Below are 21,444 nucleotides of genomic sequence, written 5' to 3'. Positions count from 1 at the left end.
ATAATATTTACCACACTATTTGCACTAATTACACTTCCTTTCATAGCAAAGAAGAAGAATTGGAAAAAGCTTAATATATCTTTAGCTCGTGGTGTATTAAAGATTAAAATCGAAGAGTAAGGTAAGAGTCTTATACAAGGGAGGTGTGATAGTGATAGACTTGGAAATCAAAGATGTCACCGTACAGATGGAATTAAATGGTGTCTTTTGGAATGAGGATGGAATTGCTGAAATGATGGTGACTACAAAAGCGGAGCATTCTCTTATTCTTCGTCTAGTAGTTGACTTAGAAAGTAAAACGATTCGTGCGATGAATGCCGAGATAGTGGGTGGGTTCTGTCCTCTATGTAAACAGAAAAGGAACGAATGTAGTGAACTTAATGACGTGCAAAATAAAATGGATATTTTAGAAGAAGCCTACGATTGGGTGAGAGAGCATCCGGAATATCGTTTTCAATTATCTTTTTACGAGTACAATAAATTTGAGGTAGTAAAGTGAAATTTTCATTTTAACAACATACATAATGACTAAAAGGAAAAACACCAAAAACTTATAGAAGGACTTGGTCAACTAGGAATATTGAAGTAGATGTCTCTCATGGAAATACGCTTGTACAACAAGGAAGGAATCTGCTTGATTCTACAAGAAATGTCATCTTGGAGCAAAAATATTTTTTGAAAATAAGCATATTTGTTATAAAGAAGAAAAACCGATTCTTAGTAGAATCGGTTTTTAGTATAAATGTCAACTATGTCCCAAATAAAAGAGCGCTTGTTAATAGAGCTCAGTAAAAATAGGTATATGGAAGCATTTATTCGATCCCATTCGGATCATAAGAATACTGCTGTTTATTCTCAATCCGCTCAATTACGTCTTGTAATTCATCCGGCTTCAGAAACTCAATGGGAGAGAAGCCTTTCTCAAAAGTAAGTGTGTCAGCCTCAATCATTAATACATATCGGTCGTTTACCTTTGCGATATGTATTAGGTCTCCGAAATCAGCAAGCAAAGCCTTCACAGAGATATGATCTGCTTTTAGCTTTAATTCCACTTCAGGGGCGTGCTCGACGATTTGAGCGGTAGCTTCCATTACTTCTTCTGTTGAAAATTGTTCCATAATTTCGCGTTTCGGACTGGCAGCCCATACTTCCATCGCTTGGTCGAACTGTTCACGTTCTTCAGTACCTTCTTCAAATACATCTTCAATTTGGTCGTATACCATGTCCATTACTTGTGTTTTCATAATTTCAGGCATAGAGCGTTCGTATTCGACGAATTTTAAGAAGTCTTCAAAGTAGCGGGCGTGTGATGCTTGGTGTATTTTTAGTTCGCCAGGCTCCACCATACCTTCTTCAGGCATGTATGGGTACTGGATAGATTTCATATTCTTTGTTGTGATGGCCATTTCAACGTTACGAATAAGTGTTGATTCATCAGAAATGGAAGCAACCTTTGGTTCGAAGTCACATTTCATTACGAATACGAATGGATCATCAAAGTATTTGCGTAGTTTTGCTTGAGCGATTAAAAACACACCACCACGTACAGCGCTTGTGTCAAGGTATGTATAAACGAGAGGTTCGCTCATATCTTTGAAGTTTTCTTTTGTTTCTGCAAAGCGAATACGATTAAATAAGTTGTAATGAGGGTTTGAATCGAGTTCATGCCCTTCTTCTACAATAAAGCGACCGATCTTCGTTGGGGCTTGTTCTGTTTTTGCGTGACGTTCTACTTTTCGCTTTGAAATTTTTAATAATTCACCATTCAAAAATTCTTTTAAAGAGCTATCTTCATACTCTTCAGCGTCTAATGTTTGAAAATGTTTATAGCGCTTATCAACTGCTTCACCTTTTCCTTCTACTTGTACTACATAAAAGGAAAGAAAATTTATTTCAAAATCCATATTTATCACCTTGTTTCATTTCATTAACTCTTATCAGTATAGAGATGGAAAAAACTTTCGTCAATTTATATAAGGAAGGGGGAGCCCCTTCCTTATATATTTGTTATTTTCGAAATTAAAATCCGTCTTCTAATGCTGAAAATGGAATATTTAGCCTATTTTCTACTGTACGTAAACGCTGATTTAAGCGGTTTAATCTACGCGTATGACGCTCAACTGTGTTTTCTAGTTGACGTACTCTTTGCTCAAGCTCATTTACTCGTCTTTCTAATTGACGGTTTCCAGTACCAGGGAAAGAGATTGGAAGTTGAAATTGTCGATTTTGATCATATGGATTAAATTGTTCTGTTTGATCTATATATTGTTGGTATTGTGCCTGTAAATCATACTGAGGTTGGTAACCATATTGGTTATATGAATCATAAGGATTGTAGGGATACATAAAAACATCCTCCATTTCTTTATAATAGGTTAAATTCATCATAATGTATGTGCAAAAGCGGAGTAGTGGCACGGCAAATACCTATATACACTGAAGCGAATGATTGTTTTTACCTATAAAAGCTCGGTTTAAGTTGTTTAATAATGATCACATATGAAAAATCGGTATTACGGTTTCTAAAGCATGCAGGTGAATAGAGAGGTGAAATGAAAGGGTGTTACATTTGTATTTCATCTGTTGAATGGTATATACTGGATGGAGATAGGTTGCATAAAAGTTACAATTTTATCAAACTCGAAAATTTATATAAATATGTATAGACATTTACAAAAGAAAAGAGTAATTTTAATAGAGTAAAAAACAACTTGTAACATTTTCTAAATATATTGTAAAATGATTGTAACAAAAGATACATAAAAATGAAATAATACATAAGAAATAATGTTGGGGAAAAGGAGAGAGTATATTGTTCCGAAAAATAAAGGGTATATTAGTAGGGGTGCTATGCGTAGCTGTAGTAAGTGGTTGTGGTACAAAAGTAAGTGATGTGGCATTAGTAAGTGATTTTGGTGGGAATGTTGTAGAGGCTAAGGCTGATGTACAGGATTCAATTAGCTTAGTGGATGGGCGTACTGGTACTGAAGTGAAAAAAATAGACTTATCGAGTTTAGGTTATTTTGAAGATGAGGCGAAATTCAAAAAATCCGTAACGAAGGTTGCAGGTGAAGTCGGGAAAAGTGTTGACAAAAAGATGGTCCCTTCACGTATAGCATCTGATGGATCATGGCAAGAAGGAAAGCCTTCTTTTGAATTAATGGAAAAAGAATTAGTAGATAAATTATTAAACGTTGGTATGTGGGATTCTTCATATCAGTTACCTATCGTTGAGAAAAAGCCTACCGCAACATTAAGTGATGCGCAAGGAAGTGGCACGGTAATTGGTAGATATGAAACGAATTTAGGTGGATCAGCAGGTGGCCGTATTGAGAATATTCGTTTGTCGGCAGCGAGCATAAATGGAGTTGTATTAGCAAAAGGAGACAGTTTCTCTTTCAATGCATTAATCGGTGATACAACGCCAGATAAAGGATATCAATTAGGTAAAGAAATTGTAGATGGTAAATTAGTAGATGGTTATGGTGGTGGCGTTTGTCAAACATCATCAACGCTATACAATGCAGCAGATCAAGCTGGTTTGAAAATGGTAGAGAGAACTACACATTCTAAAACAGTAGGTTATGTCCCTCAGGGAAGAGATGCTACAATTGCTTATCCATATTTAGACTTAGTATTTGAAAATACGAATGATGCTCCTGTTAAGCTTTATATGGGCATTCAAGGCGGAAAGTTAGTTGCTGAAGTACATAAGATGAAATAAATATGTAGTTAAAGGATAAGAAAGTAAAATATTTATAGTTTCTATAATTGAAGCCATCTCTTCTGAATTTCAGAGGAGATGGCTTTTTGTCATTAATGGCCTTCTTAAAAAACTATGAATTCTGATTTTTCTTATTTACATAGTGTGTTTTTAGTTGTATCCTTCATAGTAACGGCGATGTTAGTTTGTTTTGAAATAAAGGATTAGGAGAGGAAGTTATTCATGGTACAAATTCATCCGAAAACACGTATTGGTCATGTCGAATTTAAAGTAAAAGATTTAGAGCGTCAAATTGCTTTTTATGAGAATGTAGTAGGGTTAGAGGTAAGTAAGGAAGAGGGGAATAAAGCATATTTAACAGGAAAAGGTGGTAAGAATACGTTACTTGTTCTTGAGCAGTTGGAAGATGCAGCGCTACAAGAACCGCGTACGACGGGTATATATCACGTAGCCTTTTTAGTTCCGACTCGTGAAGCTTTTGCTTCGGCACTATTTGGTGTTATTCGCAATAAGAATGTCATTGAAAGTCCAGCTGAGCAAGAAGGGCGTTATACATATTCAAATGAAATTTTGCCAATTTCAAGATTTAATAGTGCAAGTGATCATACGTATAGTGAGGCGTTTTATTTACAAGATTTAGAGGGGAATGGTATCGAGATTTATGCAGATCGCCCTCGAGGTCAATGGGGAGAAGGGCCAGGGGGAAGTACGCCACTAGATTTAAAAGAACTGGCAACACTCGTTAATTATGAGTTTGATGGATTACCTGCTGACACTGTCGTTGGGCACGTCCATTTACGAATAGCTGATGTAGGAAAGTCACATGAGTTTTATGTAGATACAGTAGGTTTTGAAGTACAACAGCGTGAAGATGATTGCTTATTTATTTCGGCAGGAGGCTATCATCACCATATTGGTGCAAATACGTGGAACGGAGTAAATAATCCGTATCCACCAGCACATGCAACTGGACTAAAAGTGTATACGATAGTACTACCGCATAAAGAAGCGTTAGATGAAGTGAAAGAAAGATTAATAGAAAAACAACATGAAATAAATGAAACTACAAATGGATTTACTGTAGTAGATCCAAGTGGTATTACAGTGCAGTTTGAAATAGAAGCAGTATAAAGTGAAACTTTAATCAGTGGGGGTTTTGTTCATCCCCCACTGATTATTAGCCTTCACCAATCGGGCGTTTATGGGCAGTTAATCTCCCACCTAACTTCTTTGTTCCAGCTGAATTTTGAGGTGGGAGTTGTACTGCCCGTTAACGCGGGATAAAACAAGCCAGAAAGTGTTTAATCACTTTCTGGCTTGTTTTTGATTATTTAGAGCTCAATCCAATACCTTCTCACAACATTCCCATCTTCTTCAGTGAAATCATCATCACGGAGACCGCCGTTATGTAAAATCGTTTTCTCTGAAGCAGTATTCACCTCGTCGCAAACGACAAGTGCTTTCGTGATGTTTAATTCTTTCGTTTTTTCTAATGATAACTCTAGTAACTTTGTAGCATAACCTTTTCTTCTTTCAGAAGGGCGAATACCATAACCGATATGGCCTCCAGCATTAAATAAATGCTCCGTCAAACTATGACGAATATTAACAACTCCTACAATTTTATTTTCATTTGTAACAAGCCAATAAGTAGAATCTGGTACCCAAGTTTCAGGAATATTTATTCCGTTATGTGCGTCGTGTAATTCTTGAATCATTGCCGTGAAATTAGAAGGATTTTTTGAAATAACCCATGGAATCATCGTTTCACCGCTATCTTTCCATTCGTTATAAAAATCTAAGTATTCTTCTTGTAAATCAGTAGTAGGTGTAAGTAAAGAGACGTTCATTGTTAGTAAGCTCCTTTTATTTATGTTTTATTTCACAAAAATTATGATATAAAATGAAAGCGTTTCCTGAATTTCTCAACCTCATTTCACGCAACTCATATGCCATTTTTAACTGAAAATAAGTTAGACGTTGAACTTTAAAGTTTTTTGTATGAGAAGTAGGTTGTTTCATTTATGTTAATATTTAAAATATTAACATAAAATCACTGGGATATTAAATGTATTTTAATAAAATGCTTTTATATCGATGGGTAGATGCATGTGATAATTTTTGTTTTATCTCTCTATAATGAATAAAAGGGGGAAGTGCTCGTGAGCTTACATATTGATTTTATTATACGAATCGGTGTTGCTGGTTTGTTAGGGGCGATAATCGGTATTGAAAGGGAAATTCGCTCAAAAGAAGCTGGATTAAAAACACATTTCCTAGTAGCCGTAGGGAGTGCTTTAATAATGGTCGTTTCGAAATATGCTTTTTCGGATATTGTGTTTGAAGAACATATGGCTCTTGATCCGAGCCGGATTGCAGCGCAAGTTGTTAGTGGAGTTGGATTTTTAGGTGCAGGTACAATCATTATTCAAAAGCAGGCAGTGAAAGGATTAACGACAGCGGCTGGTTTATGGGCTACAGCAGGAATAGGGCTAGCAATTGGAGCAGGTATGTATGTTGTAGGGATTGGAGCGATGATTCTCGTTTTGATTGGTTTAGAGATTGTAAGTCGTATTTTTAAGGTGCAATTTTTATTTCCGCAAAATATAACAGTGCAAATGTGTATAAATAAACACGAAGCGGTACAACAAATAGTAGAGACTCTACGAGTGAAAGGTATTCCAATACTTTCATATGAAGTTGAAGCTTTACAGCAAGATACAGAAATAGTTTATAAGGTAGGAATGCAATTGAAAAATATATCGTCAGAAGAAAAGAATGCATTTATTCAGCATATGCAAACATTGCCGGAAATTACGTTTATAAAGTTAAAATCATAGTGTTGAAATAGAGGATAGATGTAGCAGGAATTTCGCTATTATCTATCTTTTTTTGACATAAATCACATGTGAAGTCAAGTGTTAATTTCGCTTTGAGTGGATACATGTGTGAACGTTCCCTTCTTTTTTCTCAATACAGAATAAATAGTCAGAATAGTAAAATAATGGAGCGGGACACTAAAAAATGTAAGGTAGGGGAGAGCATGAAAGGCTATTCAAAAAAAGTTTTAGTAGGGGTAAGTTTTGCTAGTTTAATGTTAGGGAGTTTTCAAGGAAGCATATTGGCGGAAGATACTAAGGGAGAGCAAGTTTCATATCGAAATGTGCTAAAAATGGAGCCGGTTGGTGTACAACTACCAGTGGAAGAATTAGCTCATTCATCGAAAGTATTAGAAAGCAAGTCTTTTGAGAAAAGGCTACAATTTGCTGATTTATCGCAAAGACCGCCTGAAGTAAAAAAGGAAAGTAAGCAATTAGCTGTAGCGAAAACTTATACAATTGCTGAATTAAATCAATTAAGCAATCAACAATTAGTAGATTTACTTGTAACAATCGATTGGGAGCAAATTACGGGGCTATTTCAGTTTAATAAGGACAGTCTTGCATTCTATCAAAATGATAGTAGGATGCAGGCAATTATTGATAAATTGAAGCAGCAAGGACAGGCTTATACGCAAGACGATTCAAAAGGGATTGAGACATTAGTGGAAGTTTTGCGATCAGGGTTTTATTTAGGGTTTTATAATACAGAATTAAGTAAACAAAATGAACGTAGCTATCATGACAAGTGCTTACCTGCATTAAAAACGATTGCGAACAATCCAAATTTCAAACTCGGTACGTTAGAACAAAATAAAGTTGTATCATCATATGGGAAATTAATAGGAAATGCTTCGAGTGATGTGGAAACGATAACATCGGCTGCAAAGATTTTTAAGCAATATAATGATAATTTTTCTACATTGGTAGATAATCTTTCAGCTGGAAATGCGATTTACGATATTATGCAAGGTGTTGATTACGATATTCAATCGTATTTGTACGATACGAGAAAAGCACCGAAAGATACAGTATGGTACCAAAAAATAGATAGCTATATTAATGAATTAAGTAGATTCGCGTTAATGGGAACGATTACAGAGAAAAACGGATGGCTTATTAATAATGGCATTTATTATACAGGTAGACTCGGCACATTCCATAGTACAGGGACAAAAGGATTACAAGTTGTAACAGATGCGATGAAAATCTATCCTTATTTAGGTGAGCAATATTTCGTAGCAGCTGAGCAAATTACGACGAATTATGGCGGGAAAGATGCAAACGGTAACGTTGTTAATTTAGATCAAATACGAGAAGATGGGAAGAAAAAGTATTTGCCGAAAACGTATACGTTTGATGATGGTGCAATTGTTTTAAAAGCGGGAGATAAAGTGACTGAGGAGAAAGTTAAACGTTTATATTGGGCAGCAAAAGAAGTGAAGGCACAATTCCATCGTACGGTTGAAAGTGACCAACCGTTAGAAAAAGGAAATCCAGATGATGTATTAACGATGGTTATTTATAATAGCCCGGCTGAATATCAATTTAATCGTCAATTGTACGGGTATGAAACGAATAACGGCGGTCTTTATATAGAAGGAACAGGTACGTTCTTTACTTATGAACGTACGCCAGAAGAAAGTATTTATAGTTTAGAAGAATTGTTCCGACATGAATTCACGCATTATTTACAAGGTAGATATGAAGTGCCAGGACTTTGGGGACAAGGTAAGATGTATGAGAATGAGAGATTATCTTGGTTTGAAGAAGGGAATGCTGAGTTTTTTGCAGGTGCAACGAGAACGGACAACGTCGTTCCAAGAAAGAGTATTATAGGAGGACTATCTTCGAATCCAGCAGAACGTTATACCGCAGAGCGAACGTTAAATGCAAAGTATGGAACGTGGGATTTCTACAATTATTCCTTTGCTTTACAATCGTATATGTACAATAAGAGATACGATATGTTTGATAAAGTTCATGATCTTATTAGGAAAAATGATGTAACAGCATATGATGCATACCGCTCTGCTTTAAGTAAAGATGCGAATTTAAATAAAGAGTATCAAGACTATATGCAAATGTTAGTAGACAATCGTGAGAAATATAATGTTCCGTTAGTGTCAGATGATTATTTAGCAACTCATGCACCGAAACCAGTTTCGGATATTGCGGCAGAAATTACAGCGGAAGCAAAATTAAGTAATGTATCAGTTAAGAAAAATAAATCACAGTTCTTTAATACATTTACACTACAAGGAACGTATACAGGTACTACTGCAAAAGGAGAATATGAAGACTGGAAAACAATTACACAAAACGTGAATGATACGTTAAAGCGTTTAAGTGCAAAAGAATGGACAGGCTATAAAACAGTAACAGCGTACTTTGTAAATTACCGTGTGAATGCATCAGGACAATTTGAATATGATGTTGTATTCCATGGTATTAATACAGAAGAAGGTGCTGCGAATAAAGCACCAGTTGCGGTAATAAATGGTCCGTATAGCGGAAATGTAAATGAAGCAATCTCGTTTAAAAGCGATGGATCAAAAGATGAAGATGGGAAAATTGCTTCTTATAAATGGGAGTTTGGCGATGGTACTGAAAGTAGTGAACAAAATCCAACTCACGTATATACAAAAGAAGGAACATATACAGCAAAATTAACAGTAACAGACGATAAAGGATTAACTAATACTGCTACAGCAAGTGTAACTGTTCAAAAGAAAGAAGATAACAGTGTAGAAAAAGAGCCGAATAATTCATTCCAAACAGCGAATAAACTGCAGTTAAACCAATTGTTACGTGCAAGTTTAGGAAACGGTGATACAAGTGATTACTTTGAAATAAATGTGGAAACAGCTAGGAATCTCCAAATTAACGTAACGAAGGAAAATAATATTGGGGTAAACTGGGTTCTTTATTCAGCAGCAGATTTAAATAATTATGTTACGTATGCTCAGACGCAAGGAAATAAATTAGTGGGCAGCTACAATGCGCATCCAGGTAAGTATTATTTACATGTATATCAATATGGTGGGGGAACAGGGAATTATACGGTAGAAGTGAAGTAACAAAAAGGTCGCCATGAATGGCGACCTTTTTTATTATGCGTTATACCCGAATAATTTTAGATCTTCTCCGGAGTCTGAAATTATTTTTTCGAATCGCAATCCTACTTTTTCTAACAGATTGCCTGAAGCAGCATTATCTATAGAAGTAATTGCTACAATTCGTTTCATACCTAGCTTATGTACACCGTATTCGATTACCGCAGCAGCTGATTCATAGCCGTACCCTTTCGAACGGAATTTTTCTAAAAAGGCAAAGCCGATATCAACATCTTCTAATGAATCTCTTTTAATAAGGCCGCACATGCCAAGTGGAGTGAGATCTTCTTTTCGTTCAACTAAGTAAAGACCAAAGCCCATTTTATTATACATATCGACCGGACCGTTTAAAATATAATTTTGAGCATCTTCTAGGTTTCTAACCCTTTTATCACCAATAAACTGAATCCATGCAGGATCGTTTACTAACTCAAGAATAAACGGAGCATCTTGTATATCGAACCAACGAAGAGTGAGTCGTTCAGTTTCAAGAACTATCAATCTATTGCACCACCTTTATAAGTTATAATAATTAGTATGGATTGTGTAACACAAAAGCGCAACATATTTTAATAGAGTCCTGCTTGTTCACATAAAGTTCGATTGTTTTGTATAAAAGGATATTTTATAATTAGGATTGACTTTAAAGAGTGAGATGCTTATACAATGACTCCTAGGAAACTAGGAGTTTTTACTATATAACTATCATTATTACTAAATATGACACATTACACATTCTACTTAAGGAGGTACATAATGAAGAAATTATATAACGCATCGTTTACGTATTTAATTATTGGTTTACTATCAGGAATATTCGCTAGGGAGTATGGGAAATTTAAAGGAATACTAGGATCTACACTATTAAATCTTTTGCATACACATACGTTAGTACTTGGCTTTTTCTTCTTTTTAATTGCTTTAGGATTAGCGAAAGTATTCGCTTTTCATGAAGTGAAAGGATTTAATAAATGGTTTGTTTTACATAATATCGCATTAACTTTAATGTTAGGATCGCTGGCAGCGAGAGGACTTCTTCAACTAAATGGAGCGGACTTTAAAGGGTTAACTTATATTGTAGGGTTCTCTCATTCTCTGATGGCATTTACTTTAGTTTGGTTTATGATTTTATTGAAAAAATCGTCTAAAATATAGTTTCAAAAAAGAACTTGTAGGGAATACTGCAAGTTCTTTTTTGTATATAAAATTTCATAAATTTAACTATTCTAATTATTTTGTATAAAAATGGTATAATTAATGTAGAGTAAATAATATAAAAGGAGAGTATGTAATGGAAATAACAATTGAGCGTTTAGTAAATGAATTAAAGGATGTACTTCCTGAAGATCAAGTAGTGGTTAATAAGACAGTAAGAGAGTTACATAGTAAAGATGAATCTTACCATAATAGTAGTTTACCTGATGTAGTTGTTTTTCCAAAAACGATGGAAGAGGTTAGAGCAATAATGAAAGTAGCGAGTGAGCATAAAAAACCTGTCATTCCATTTGGAGTAGGTTCTAGTTTAGAAGGTCATATAATTCCTTATGAAAAGGGGATTACAGTTGATTTTTCATTAATGAACAAAATACTTGAAATAAGAGAGAAAGATTTTCTTGTGAAAGTACAACCGGGAGTGACACGCTCTCAGCTCAATAAAGAATTGAAAAAGTACGGTCTGTTCTTTAGTGTAGACCCAGGTGCAGATGCAACGTTAGGTGGAATGGCTGCTACGAATGCAAGCGGAACGACAGCGGTGAGATATGGAGTTATGCGTGATCAAGTTCGTGATTTAGAGGTGGTACTTGCTGATGGGGAAGTAATACATACTGGAAATTTAGCAGCGAAGTCATCATCAGGTTATCATTTAAATGGAATTTTCGTAGGATCAGAAGGTACGCTTGGATGCTTTACAGAGTTAACATTAAAAGTATACGGCATACCAGAACATGTTATGGCTGCGAGAGCATCGTTTCCAACTATAAATGATGCAGTAGAAGCTGTTATTAATATACTACAAGCTGGTATTCCAATTGCGAGAATAGAACTTGTTGATGAATTATCTATGAAACAAGTAAATCATTACAATGAAACAAATTACAGAGAAGAACCAACACTGTTTTTAGAGTTTCACGGTAATGAAGCTGGGCTAAAGCAAGACATTGAATTTACGAAGGAAATTGTTTTTGATCATAAATGTAAAGAAGTTGCTTTTGAAACGGAAACTGCGGCGAGAAATAAATTATGGGATGCACGGCATAATCTAGCGTACTCTTACGTGCATAGCTATCCTGGTAAAAAGCTTATGAGTACAGACGTATGTGTACCAATTTCAGAATTAGCGGGTGCAATCCAACATGCGAAAGAGACATTAGATAAAGTAGGTCTTGTTGGTGGTATTCTTGGCCATGTAGGAGACGGGAATTTCCACGTGCTCTTAATGGTTGATCCAAACGATAAAGAAGAAGTGGAAAAAGCGGATGAAATAAATGAAAGTATCGTTTTATATGCTCTTAAACGTGGTGGAACGTGTACGGGAGAACATGGTGTTGGAATCGGAAAACGGAAGTATCAAGAAGAAGAACATGGCGCGGCATTATTGGTAATGGAGAAAATAAAGAAAGCTCTTGATCCGCAAAATATTTTAAATCCGAATAAAATTTTCAAGCTAACAGATAAGGAATGATGAATTTTGGAGAAACGAATTATACACTTTGAAGGATTGGTCGTCTTATTAGCTGCGATTTATATATATGCATTATGTGGATTTAGTTGGTTATTATTTATCGTATTACTTTTTGCACCTGATTTAGCAATGGTGGCGTACGCTATTAACAAACGTGTTGGTGCACAAATTTATAATCTATTTCACACATATATCATATCAATATTACTCGTTTTAATAGGGGTCTATTTAAAGATGGATACAATTTTAATGGTTGGTTTAATATGGACAGCACATATTGGAATGGATCGAATGCTTGGGTATGGATTGAAGTATGAAACTGATTTTAAGGATACGCATATTCAGAGGTTATAAAAGTGATTTGAGAAGGGTGGTCAATTGAAACAATTTATTACTGTTGAGAAATATAATACACAATGGGAAAGTGAATTTTGTAAATTACAGACGTTGATTAATAACGTAATGGGAGAACTCATTTTTTCTATAGAGCACGTTGGGAGTACATCTGTTAAAGGCCTTGCTTCTAAACCGATATTAGATGTCGATGTTGTAATAGAAGATTATGATGTTTTTCCGAAAGTAATAAAGAGGCTTGAACAGATAGGTTATTTTCATCAAGAAGAGTGGAGTTTTAAGGGGAGAGAAGCTTTTGGGAGAAAGGATCAATATGTTCCGAGGGACGGGAAGAATACAATTTGGATGGAACATCATTTATATGTATGCGATAAGAATAGTGAAGAGTTAAGAAGACATGTGGCGTTTCGTGATTACCTTCGTGGAAATCCAAACGTTGTTATTGAATATGGAAAGCTAAAGAAAGAATTAGCAGAAACGGCGGAAAATCGCTTAAGTTATAGCTTAGGCAAAACGGAATTTATTGAAGCTGTATTAGAAAAAGCTATGAAGGATAGTTGAATAGAAGAGTTTGTATCAATACGAAAATAGACTAAGGTGGCAGAAATCATATAATGCCACCTATTGTTTTTGAAGAAGAGGTTTTACTATATGAACTGACCTTATAAAACAATTACAATCTGCCCCTGCCAAATAATAAATCTCGTAAATATAATGAGAAATAAGAAGATAAGAAAAGAGGGAGCTTATGTACATACCAAAACATTTCACTATACAAGATGAAGAGACGAAGTACGAAATTATTGAACAAAATAGCTTTGCAACTTTATTTTCTCAACATAACGGAGCACCGTACGCAACGCATTTACCGTTATTGTTAAATAGGGAAACACTTACTTTATCCGGGCATTTTGCACGTCCAAATGAGCAATGGAAAGATAGTGAAAATCAACAAGTGTTAGCTGTTTTTCAAGGACCACATAGTTACATCTCTCCGTCATGGTATGAAACAAATAAAGCAGTACCAACATGGAACTATGTTGCGGTCCATGTATATGGAGAGTTAGAAATTGTTGAAGATGAACAGGAATTAATAGATTCTCTTCAAGATTTAGTACATAAATATGAAAACTCAAAGAGCACCTACTCACTGAAGGATGTAGATCCGAATTATATGGAAGGATTAAGTAGGGGAATAGTTGGGTTCAAAATAAAGATAAATAATATAGAAGGAAAAGCGAAGTTAAGTCAAAATCATTCTGGGCAAAGACGGAAATTAGTTGTGGAGGAACTTGAGAAAGTTGGTAGTGAGGGGAGTAGGGGGATTGCTGATTTGATGAAAGAAATAGAGTGATTTCATATGAAGTAAAGGGATATTTCTATTTTTGTAGAAATATCTTTTACTTGAAAGAAAAACTGCCTCCGTAGCTCTAGAAGGGAAGAGCGCCGGAAAACAGTGTAGAACCGGGTCGCAAGGCGAAGGTTTCAGAAGCACCGAAAAGCAAATAAGCTGAGACAGGTGAAACTCCTGTCGGTGAAATTCCGTAGGGAAGCGTGTTCCCCTTAGCCTATGCTTACGAAAGGAGTACGGGTTCGAATCCCGTCGGAGGCATATAGAAAACCGTATATTAAGAAATAGTTTGTCTTTGTTATACTCATTTAATGGTAAAATTAAAGTTAGGATATTTTATAGTGGGAAACAAAATGGAAGTGTTTTTAGTAGCCATCTTTTCAGCGACTATCATAATGATGACTGTTTTTGTTATAACAAAGGCTTGTTTTACGGGGTACAAGAGGAATGATATATCATTTCGGAAATTTATTTTTTTATTAAGTGTTTCAATTATGATAGGCTGTTTAGTATCATGGGTGTTACCATTTGGCTATGAAAAAATATTGGATTATATTAACTAAATAAGCGCATTTAAAAAGACCTTCTTAATTGAAGGTCTTTCATTTTTTAAAGTGCTTTTTCAGCTGTTGTCGTGTTGTAGTCTTTACTAACGTCAACTGATTGAACAAAATCAGGTCTTTGTGGTGCAGGAAGATCGGCATGACTTGCTTGATATGTAAATGAACTATTTATTCCAATAGACACAATACCAATAACAGATAATCCTAAAACGAGAGAACTAATTTTTTTAATCATTTTAGAGCTCCTTTCTCAAACGTTTTTTCTTTTGCTTGTAACGCTTTATGAAAATATTCACTCGCCTTTATATGATTATTTTCATCATAAAATTTAACAGCTAGTTTCTCTGAATACTCTTGAGTGTAGTTATATAAAGATTCTTTGTCGAAATAAGTAATTCCTTCAAGAATAATTTTTTCTAGATCTTCAGTTGACTCATTATTGTTAAATGAATTTAAATTTTTAAAATGAAGTATATATTCTTCATTATTTAGTTCTGTACAAACTTTTAATCCTTTTTTAATAAGTTCTTCCGCAATATTTATTTCACCAAGTTTAGAATGTTCTCTAGCTTGTAAAAAGGTCGCTTTAAAATGTGTAGGTATTTTTGTTGTAACTTCTGATAAATGTCGAATTGCTAGAGGAGAAAGGTTTTGACTTGCATAGAGCCAACCTAGATTATTGCGAACACTTAAAACTAAAGCATTCTCGTTGAATTTTTGTAAAATAGAAAGAGCAGAATTGAATTTTTCCTCTGCTTGTTCATATTGTTTTAAAAATACACATGAAGAACCAATTATGTTGTCACAAAGCGCTAATTTTATTTCAAATCCTTTTTCAGTAATGAAAATTTCTCTGGCTTTTGTTGCTTGCTGAATTGCTTCAATAGGTTTATAAAAATGTTGATTAAAGATAGCGAATCGATAATTGAATTCTGCTTCCTCTAATTTATCTGAAATATTGACTAATAGTTTCTCTGCCTTTTCATAATGTTTACTCGCTAAGTTATAATTTGTTGTTAAAGTAGCATAAATCGCTTTAAACAAATTATAGTAATAAGAAAGTGGATGATTAGATGAGATGGTATAAGAATCTATCTTATCAAAACTATCTTTAGTAATACTTAAACTAGCTGTTAAAATTTTATAGCGAAAATCTAGTAAGGAATAGTATAATGCTAAATTTTCGTCTTCTTTAAAATGTAGTTCCTTTTCCTCAATTTCATGCTTTAAATTCGTCGCCTGTGAAACATCTTGCTTTAGCATAGCTAAATACCAATCATTAAATAGTTTTGTAATTTGTTCATTACCTTGTAGTTGAACGTTCATGAAATCCCCTCACTTTTTGAATATTCTTATAAAACATATTATCAAAAATAATAATATTTAGAAATGGGGTTTTATATTTCTCAATATTTGTTTAGTGGATTTATTATTAAACAAATTGGAATAAAGTCAGTTTTGTTCTTTAGTTTAAGGGAGGGGAGTGTGGAATATAGTAAGGATAACTATAAGATGCTTCAGTCTATCTGTTTAAAAGGGAAGTGTATAAAAAAAGTGTGTTCACACAATTTGTATGAACACACCTTTTTACATATTAAACAATCACGTCCCACAAAAAGTACGATAAGGACGATTCGACGGCGCTGGAGGCGTGCAGTAATCCGCTTGTTCTTGAGAATATTCATAAGGATTTGCTAAAGCTTGAAGAAGTTTCTCCATTACGCTATAGTCTCCATTTTTAACAGCTGCTTCTAGTGCTTCTTCTACTCGGTGGTTGCGAGGGATGATTACTGGGTTGTTATTTTTCATTAATTTGTATGCATCATCTTTCGATTCTTTTTGTCTTTCTAACCGAGATTGCCATAGCTCGTACCATTCTTTAAATTCAGGACTTTCAAATAAAGGTGCATTTTCTAATATATTGTCAGTTAATGCACGGAATGTATTTGTATAATCTGCTTTATATTTTTCCATTGCTTTTAAAAGTTTCTCAATAAGTGATTGATCTTGCTCTTCATTGCTAAATAGTCCTAATTTCTTCTTCGTTCCGAGGAACCAATTGTTTTCGTACTGCACACTGAACTTTGAAATTTCATCTTGTGCAATTTTTAGTGCTTCTTCTTCATCTTCATGTAGTATCGGTATTAAAGATTCAGCTAAACGTGCGAGATCCCATGCAGCCATATATGGTTGATTTCCGTATGCATAACGGCCTTGTGTGTCAATAGAGCTAAATACTGTTCCTTGATTATAACTATCCATAAAGGCACATGGACCGTAATCAATCGTTTCACCGCTAATCGTTATATTGTCAGTGTTCATTACGCCGTGAATGAAGCCAACGAGTTGCCATTTTGCGATAAGGCTTGCTTGTCTCTTAATGACTTCTTGTAGTAGTGCGACATATGGATTTTCAGTAGATTCCACCTCTGGATAATGTCTTTTTATCGTATAATCAGCTAAAGCTTTGAGATCTTCGATTGAGCCTCGAGCTGCGGCGTATTGGAATGTTCCAACGCGTATATGACTGCTTGCAACTCTAGTTAAAATAGCTCCAGGTAACTTCGTTTCGCGATAGATTGGTTCGCCAGTTGAGACTACTGCTAAACTGCGAGTAGTTGGAATATCAAGCGCGTACATCGCTTCACTAATAATATACTCACGTAGCATTGGACCGAGTGCAGCGCGACCATCACCGCGGCGTGAATATGGAGTTGGACCGGAACCTTTCAATTGAATATCAAACCGTTCGCCTGAAGGAGTAATTTGTTCTCCAATTAAAAGGGCACGACCATCTCCTAACATGTTGAAATGACCAAATTGGTGCCCAGCATACGCTTGAGCTAGTGGATGAGCTCCTTCTGGAATAGTATTACCAGCTAAAATGGCGATTTCAGCGTCCTTTTTTAGTTCCTCAGGATTAAAGCCAAGAGATATTGCTAAAGAATTATTTAGTTTAATTAACTCCGGTGAGTGTACAGGAGTTGGGGGGATTTCTGTATAAAATGATTGTGGTAAAGTCGTATAACTATTATCTAAATTCCAACCTGCTTCATTATTTTTAGTCATTTTATCTCCTCCTTGTTTATTTTTTTATTATGTATTTGTACGTATGTATTCTTTGTAAAATTAGCTAAAAGTATAATATGATATTTCCCCTTGAAATCTATTGTAAGGACTTCACTGCACTATGTCTATTTAACAGCAAATAATAAAACTCCATTTTAAAAAAATGGAGTTTTATTATTATTTGATTTTTACAATTATCTTTCCTTTTGCTCTTCCAGACTCTGAATATTCCATTGCTTTTTGAGTATCTTCAAAATGGAAAATGCGATCGATTATAGGTTTGATTTGTCCAGATTCAATATACTTTGCAATTATACGTAATTGATCTCCGCTTGGTTTCATAAACAAAAACGAATATTGAGCATTATGCTTTTTTTCAAGTGCAGTAAGTTTTTTGCTTGCTAATGAAAATAAGAGTGTTTTGAAAAATCCTGAACCAAATTCTTTACCGAAGCGAGCATTCGGCATTCCTGAAACGGAAACAATGTTCCCTTCGCTTTTTATAATATCGAATGATTTTTCAAGTGTTGTACCGCCAAGTGTATCAAATACCGCATCATAATTTTTCAGTATATCTTCAAACTTTTCTTTTTTGTAATTAATAATTTCATCTGCGCCAAGAGACTTTACTAAATTTTCACCAGCTTCACTAGCAGTTGTTGCAACAGTGGCACCCATTATTTTTGCTAACTGAATTGCGAAAGTACCAACACCGCCGGATCCAGCGTGAATCAAAATCTTTTGTCCTTTTTGTAATTGCATGATGTCATGTAATGCTTGATATGATGTTAAGCCAACGAGTGGAATCGACGCCGCTTCCTCAAAAGTTAAATTTTTCGGTTTTAAGGCTATATCATCTTCATGAATGGCTATATATTCCGCAAAAGTACCGATCTTATCTTTTCTTGGACGTGCATATATTTCATCACCAACTTTAAATTGAGTCACCTTTGTTCCGACTTTTATAATGACACCAGAAAAGTCATTACCAAGAATAAGGGGCATTTTATATTTAAGTAACAACTTCACTTTTCCATCGCGTATTTTAAAATCAATTGGGTTAATGCTAGCTGCATGAATTTCTGCGAGCACCTCATACTGATTTATTTCAGGGGTGGGCATCTCAGTCATACGCATTGGAACTTTCCCGTACTTATCAATCACCATTGCTCTCATTTCTTATACCTCCAAAGTTCAATAAAAGTTTTGCAGTAGCTTCTCAATATCTAATACAAGATTTTTTAATAATCCTAATTTTGTACGTATGTCAATATAATAAAAGTTCTTTGTACCTTCTTTACGCATTAAAATAATACCAGCTTCTCGTAAAATCTTAAGGTGATGTGATACTGCTGGTCGAGAAAGGTGTGTTTGTTTAGTGATTTCGCCAACACGTAATCCAGTTTGACATTCTGTTTTCATTAGAACTAATAAAATAGCTTGACGTGTTTCATCACCAATTGCCAGTAATACTTTTTGACAATTAATAAAATCTTCTTTAATAACATTTAATTGTTCTTGTTTATTCATTTCAATCACTATACCTCCAATAATTAGTCGAAAGGTTTAAGATGATGAACCATTACATCGATACGGTAATGCTACATGAATGTTGTATGAGCTGCAATATTGAGAAAGAAAATCGAGACGAATCCATTTTTACGTATTGAAAATTATGGAGTAGTTATTATAGGGAATAGAAAATAATGGAGTTGAAAGGTAGAAAATGATTTAACAATACGATGTCTGCCGAGGATAAAGGGTAGCCATTTAACAATAAAATAAGCGGTCGTAACCTTGTATAATTTACAAGGTTACGACCGCTTATAATGTTTTTATTATTTTTGATGTCTATATCAGAGAATAGTTCAAAGTAAAGTAGGGCCTTCTTTTTTATCCTTTCATACACACACAAATTAAGTGACTTGTAGATGTATGAAAGGATAAAAGTAATTTGGGGCGTAATCTATCTATATGATAATTCAAAATGAAATATAAGTCTATATTTTTGTTGGTTTTTTGATTATATTTATGTCACTGAGCTCAGAAGAATATATGTGGAGGGAAAATGTATGGAATCGAAACATGTACCAGTTTTAATTGTTGGAGGGGGATTATCAGGATTATCGTCTGCATTATTTCTTGCGAAACATAACATTGATTATGTACTTATTGAAAGGCATCCGTCTACTGCGATTCATCCGAAAGCGGGTGGAATTACATTTCGCACAATGGAATTATTCCGAGAACTGGGTCTAGAAAAAGGAATTAGATTAGCTGGTAAAGCATTAGAGAATTGTCACGGGAGAATTGCAGTTCAAACAATAGCTGAGGTAAAGCATGAAGAGTTGGAACAAATAAGGGCGGCGCAGTATGAAAATAACGAAAATTTATTTCGTAAAGTGGAAGAGATTAGCCCATCAAAACAAACTGCTTGTTATCAAATTACTTTAGAGGAGATGATGTTACAAGAAGCACAGAGATTAGGCGGGAAGCTATCTTTTTATCATGAACTAGTTTCTTATGAGCAAAATGGAAACGGAGTAATAGCAACGATTCGAAATCGTAAAACGAAAGAAGAGAGCATGATTCATTGTGATTATGTAATTGCAGCAGATGGAGCGAAAAGTAAAATACGTGAACAGTTAGGTATTTTAACCGAGGGCCGTGGTACAATCGGTGGTTATTATATGAACATATATTTTGAAGCGGATTTGAGTGAATTTATTAAAGGAGACGCATTCGGTTTTACTATGATACTCCATCCAGAAGTAATTGGTGCGCTTATTCCAGTCGATAACGAAAGTAAATGGATTTATCATGTAGCTTATGATCCAGTAAAAGGGGAGCGACCAGAGGATTTCTCTATAGAACGCTGTAAACAAATTATTCAAACTGCAATTGGAAGTACGGATATTAAGCCAGAAATAGTAAGTGTTTTGCCGTGGGAAGCGAGTGAAAGTACAGCGGTAAAATTTCAGGACAATCGCATCTTTTTAGTTGGTGACTCGGCGCATATTATGCCGCCAACAGGAGGATTCGGTTCAAATACAGGAATACAAGATGCACATAATTTAGCTTGGAAATTAGCGGCTGTTATAAAAGGGAAAGCAAATCCAAAATTGTTAGAAACCTATCATGACGAGAGATATCCTGTTGCAAAATTAACGACGGACCATGCGAGTAGTATATTATTTCGTGCTGCGAATAGAGAGGAAGGTAATTTGAGTAATATGGATAGTTTAGCTGTCACTGCTGGTTATCAGTATTGCTCAGAAGCAATTATAGACGAATGTAACACACCGCATAGAATGAATATAGTTGATTTGAACGGACGCCCGGGAACGCGTGCGCCACATTTTTGGGGAACTTATGAAGGAAAAGAAGTTTCTATACTTGATCTATTTGGTAGCAACTTTGTGTTACTTACTGGAGCAGAGCCTAGTACTTGGACTGAAGCTGCAAATGTTGTTTCATCTGGATTAGGAGTAAAGATAAAAGTGTATCAGGTAGGTTTAACTGGTGATTTTATCCATCAAGGTAACTTTTTTAGAAAACTATATGGGATAGAAAATGGAGGAGCGGTAGTAATAAGACCAGATGGATTTATTGGATGGCGTACGGAAAATGAGGTAGTAAAGCCGGGTATATTACTTGAAGAGATAATGAATCGTTTATTATGTAATTAAATATAAAAACACCGCT

The 21,444-nt window shown here is 34.9% G+C and carries 21 protein-coding genes; 12 read left to right on the top strand and 9 right to left on the bottom strand.

Going from position 1 to position 21,444, the window contains the following annotated elements; genetic code table 11:
• Positions 1-151: 151 nt before the first annotated feature.
• The gene (locus MHH59_RS17635) at positions 152-499 is read left to right on the top strand and encodes a hypothetical protein (RefSeq protein WP_002087722.1); all 348 of its coding nucleotides are present in this window, start codon (positions 152-154) and stop codon (positions 497-499) included.
• A gap of 313 nt (positions 500-812) precedes the next feature.
• On the opposite strand, the gene MHH59_RS17630 is transcribed toward MHH59_RS17635, so the two are convergent.
• The gene (locus MHH59_RS17630) at positions 813-1,904 is read right to left on the bottom strand and encodes a DUF3900 domain-containing protein (RefSeq protein WP_002014380.1); all 1,092 of its coding nucleotides are present in this window, start codon (positions 1,902-1,904) and stop codon (positions 813-815) included.
• A gap of 115 nt (positions 1,905-2,019) precedes the next feature.
• Positions 2,020-2,346 carry a hypothetical protein gene (locus MHH59_RS17625; RefSeq protein WP_002190339.1) on the bottom strand — a complete coding sequence of 109 codons (327 nt, stop codon included), beginning with the start codon at positions 2,344-2,346 and terminating at the stop codon, positions 2,020-2,022.
• A 466-nt stretch (positions 2,347-2,812) separates the two neighbouring features.
• Between MHH59_RS17625 and MHH59_RS17620 the strand changes: the two genes are divergently transcribed.
• Positions 2,813-3,724 (top strand): VanW family protein, encoded by a 912-nt coding sequence (locus MHH59_RS17620; RefSeq protein WP_002128453.1) that lies wholly within the window; start codon positions 2,813-2,815, stop codon positions 3,722-3,724.
• Between the two features lie 222 nt (positions 3,725-3,946).
• The gene (locus tag MHH59_RS17615) at positions 3,947-4,855 is read left to right on the top strand and encodes a VOC family protein (protein WP_002128451.1); all 909 of its coding nucleotides are present in this window, start codon (positions 3,947-3,949) and stop codon (positions 4,853-4,855) included.
• 200 nt (positions 4,856-5,055) lie between these two features.
• On the opposite strand, the gene MHH59_RS17610 is transcribed toward MHH59_RS17615, so the two are convergent.
• On the bottom strand, positions 5,056-5,574 hold the full coding sequence (locus tag MHH59_RS17610; protein WP_002087711.1) for a GNAT family N-acetyltransferase: 519 nt from the start codon (positions 5,572-5,574) through the stop codon (positions 5,056-5,058).
• Positions 5,575-5,886: 312 nt separating this feature from the next.
• On the opposite strand from MHH59_RS17610, the gene MHH59_RS17605 reads away from it, so the two are divergent.
• Positions 5,887-6,564, top strand: a complete 678-nt coding sequence (locus MHH59_RS17605; RefSeq protein WP_002066498.1) for an MgtC/SapB family protein — start codon at positions 5,887-5,889, stop codon at positions 6,562-6,564.
• Between the two features lie 203 nt (positions 6,565-6,767).
• Entirely contained in the window at positions 6,768-9,683 is a 2,916-nt protein-coding gene (gene colA / locus MHH59_RS17600; RefSeq protein ID WP_340851974.1) for a collagenase ColA, read from the top strand.
• Positions 9,684-9,716: 33 nt separating this feature from the next.
• Here colA and MHH59_RS17595 read toward each other — a convergent pair whose 3' ends face one another.
• Positions 9,717-10,220 (bottom strand): GNAT family N-acetyltransferase, encoded by a 504-nt coding sequence (locus MHH59_RS17595; protein ID WP_000636220.1) that lies wholly within the window; start codon positions 10,218-10,220, stop codon positions 9,717-9,719.
• Between the two features lie 255 nt (positions 10,221-10,475).
• On the opposite strand from MHH59_RS17595, the gene MHH59_RS17590 reads away from it, so the two are divergent.
• The 6 genes from MHH59_RS17590 to MHH59_RS17565 all read left to right on the top strand — a co-directional run bounded on the left by MHH59_RS17590 (position 10,476) and on the right by MHH59_RS17565 (position 14,670).
• A complete protein-coding gene (locus MHH59_RS17590) occupies positions 10,476-10,874 on the top strand; it encodes a DUF2871 family protein (protein ID WP_002146401.1) in 399 nt (132 codons plus the stop codon).
• A 136-nt stretch (positions 10,875-11,010) separates the two neighbouring features.
• Positions 11,011-12,402, top strand: a complete 1,392-nt coding sequence (locus MHH59_RS17585; RefSeq protein ID WP_340851972.1) for an FAD-binding oxidoreductase — start codon at positions 11,011-11,013, stop codon at positions 12,400-12,402.
• Between the two features lie 6 nt (positions 12,403-12,408).
• Positions 12,409-12,756 (top strand): DUF4260 domain-containing protein, encoded by a 348-nt coding sequence (locus MHH59_RS17580; RefSeq protein ID WP_000415340.1) that lies wholly within the window; start codon positions 12,409-12,411, stop codon positions 12,754-12,756.
• A 24-nt stretch (positions 12,757-12,780) separates the two neighbouring features.
• Positions 12,781-13,317: a GrpB family protein gene (locus tag MHH59_RS17575; RefSeq protein ID WP_000808566.1), complete on the top strand. Its 537-nt coding sequence runs from the start codon at positions 12,781-12,783 to the stop codon at positions 13,315-13,317.
• A 187-nt stretch (positions 13,318-13,504) separates the two neighbouring features.
• Entirely contained in the window at positions 13,505-14,110 is a 606-nt protein-coding gene (locus MHH59_RS17570) for an FMN-binding negative transcriptional regulator (RefSeq protein WP_000275775.1), read from the top strand.
• Between the two features lie 350 nt (positions 14,111-14,460).
• Positions 14,461-14,670, top strand: coding sequence for a hypothetical protein (locus MHH59_RS17565; RefSeq protein ID WP_016120604.1), 210 nt, complete (start codon positions 14,461-14,463; stop codon positions 14,668-14,670).
• A 46-nt stretch (positions 14,671-14,716) separates the two neighbouring features.
• Here the strand turns inward: MHH59_RS17565 and MHH59_RS17560 are convergent, their stop codons facing one another.
• The 5 genes from MHH59_RS17560 to MHH59_RS17540 form a co-directional block, all read right to left on the bottom strand.
• Entirely contained in the window at positions 14,717-14,905 is a 189-nt protein-coding gene (locus MHH59_RS17560; protein ID WP_000592011.1) for a Phr family secreted Rap phosphatase inhibitor, read from the bottom strand.
• The gene (locus MHH59_RS17555; RefSeq protein WP_001102705.1) at positions 14,902-15,996 is read right to left on the bottom strand and encodes a response regulator aspartate phosphatase; all 1,095 of its coding nucleotides are present in this window, start codon (positions 15,994-15,996) and stop codon (positions 14,902-14,904) included. Before MHH59_RS17555 ends, MHH59_RS17560 begins: the two co-directional genes overlap by 4 nt.
• Positions 15,997-16,272: 276 nt before the next feature.
• Positions 16,273-17,739 (bottom strand): protein adenylyltransferase SelO, encoded by a 1,467-nt coding sequence (locus tag MHH59_RS17550; RefSeq protein WP_002128441.1) that lies wholly within the window; start codon positions 17,737-17,739, stop codon positions 16,273-16,275.
• A 177-nt stretch (positions 17,740-17,916) separates the two neighbouring features.
• Entirely contained in the window at positions 17,917-18,915 is a 999-nt protein-coding gene (locus MHH59_RS17545) for an NADP-dependent oxidoreductase (protein WP_033729921.1), read from the bottom strand.
• A gap of 18 nt (positions 18,916-18,933) precedes the next feature.
• Positions 18,934-19,278: an ArsR/SmtB family transcription factor gene (locus MHH59_RS17540; protein ID WP_002167867.1), complete on the bottom strand. Its 345-nt coding sequence runs from the start codon at positions 19,276-19,278 to the stop codon at positions 18,934-18,936.
• 533 nt (positions 19,279-19,811) lie between these two features.
• Between MHH59_RS17540 and MHH59_RS17535 the strand changes: the two genes are divergently transcribed.
• Complete coding sequence (locus MHH59_RS17535) at positions 19,812-21,428, top strand: FAD-dependent oxidoreductase (RefSeq protein WP_078203392.1); 1,617 nt, start codon at positions 19,812-19,814, stop codon at positions 21,426-21,428.
• Positions 21,429-21,444: the final 16 nt, after the last annotated feature.

The organism is Bacillus sp. FSL E2-0195 (assembly GCF_038003645.1).
GTDB classification, from domain to species: Bacteria; Bacillota; Bacilli; order Bacillales; family Bacillaceae_G; genus Bacillus_A; species Bacillus_A mycoides.
This window is presented reverse-complemented; position numbering and strand designations above follow the sequence as displayed.

Bases quoted from the DNA above. Each gene is read 5' to 3' on its own strand.
- MHH59_RS17565 (WP_016120604.1), top strand. From the start codon at position 14,461: ATGGAAGTGTTTTTAGTAGCCATCTTTTCAGCGACTATCATAATGATG.
- MHH59_RS17555 (WP_001102705.1), bottom strand. From the start codon at position 15,996: ATGAACGTTCAACTACAAGGTAATGAACAAATTACAAAACTATTTAAT.
- MHH59_RS17535 (WP_078203392.1), top strand. From the start codon at position 19,812: ATGGAATCGAAACATGTACCAGTTTTAATTGTTGGAGGGGGATTATCA.
- MHH59_RS17610 (WP_002087711.1), bottom strand. From the start codon at position 5,574: ATGAACGTCTCTTTACTTACACCTACTACTGATTTACAAGAAGAATAC.
- colA (WP_340851974.1), top strand. From the start codon at position 6,768: ATGAAAGGCTATTCAAAAAAAGTTTTAGTAGGGGTAAGTTTTGCTAGT.
- MHH59_RS17570 (WP_000275775.1), top strand. From the start codon at position 13,505: ATGTACATACCAAAACATTTCACTATACAAGATGAAGAGACGAAGTAC.
- MHH59_RS17630 (WP_002014380.1), bottom strand. From the start codon at position 1,904: ATGGATTTTGAAATAAATTTTCTTTCCTTTTATGTAGTACAAGTAGAA.
- MHH59_RS17560 (WP_000592011.1), bottom strand. From the start codon at position 14,905: ATGATTAAAAAAATTAGTTCTCTCGTTTTAGGATTATCTGTTATTGGT.
- MHH59_RS17625 (WP_002190339.1), bottom strand. From the start codon at position 2,346: ATGTATCCCTACAATCCTTATGATTCATATAACCAATATGGTTACCAA.
- MHH59_RS17550 (WP_002128441.1), bottom strand. From the start codon at position 17,739: ATGACTAAAAATAATGAAGCAGGTTGGAATTTAGATAATAGTTATACG.
- MHH59_RS17590 (WP_002146401.1), top strand. From the start codon at position 10,476: ATGAAGAAATTATATAACGCATCGTTTACGTATTTAATTATTGGTTTA.
- MHH59_RS17545 (WP_033729921.1), bottom strand. From the start codon at position 18,915: ATGAGAGCAATGGTGATTGATAAGTACGGGAAAGTTCCAATGCGTATG.
- MHH59_RS17585 (WP_340851972.1), top strand. From the start codon at position 11,011: ATGGAAATAACAATTGAGCGTTTAGTAAATGAATTAAAGGATGTACTT.
- MHH59_RS17615 (WP_002128451.1), top strand. From the start codon at position 3,947: ATGGTACAAATTCATCCGAAAACACGTATTGGTCATGTCGAATTTAAA.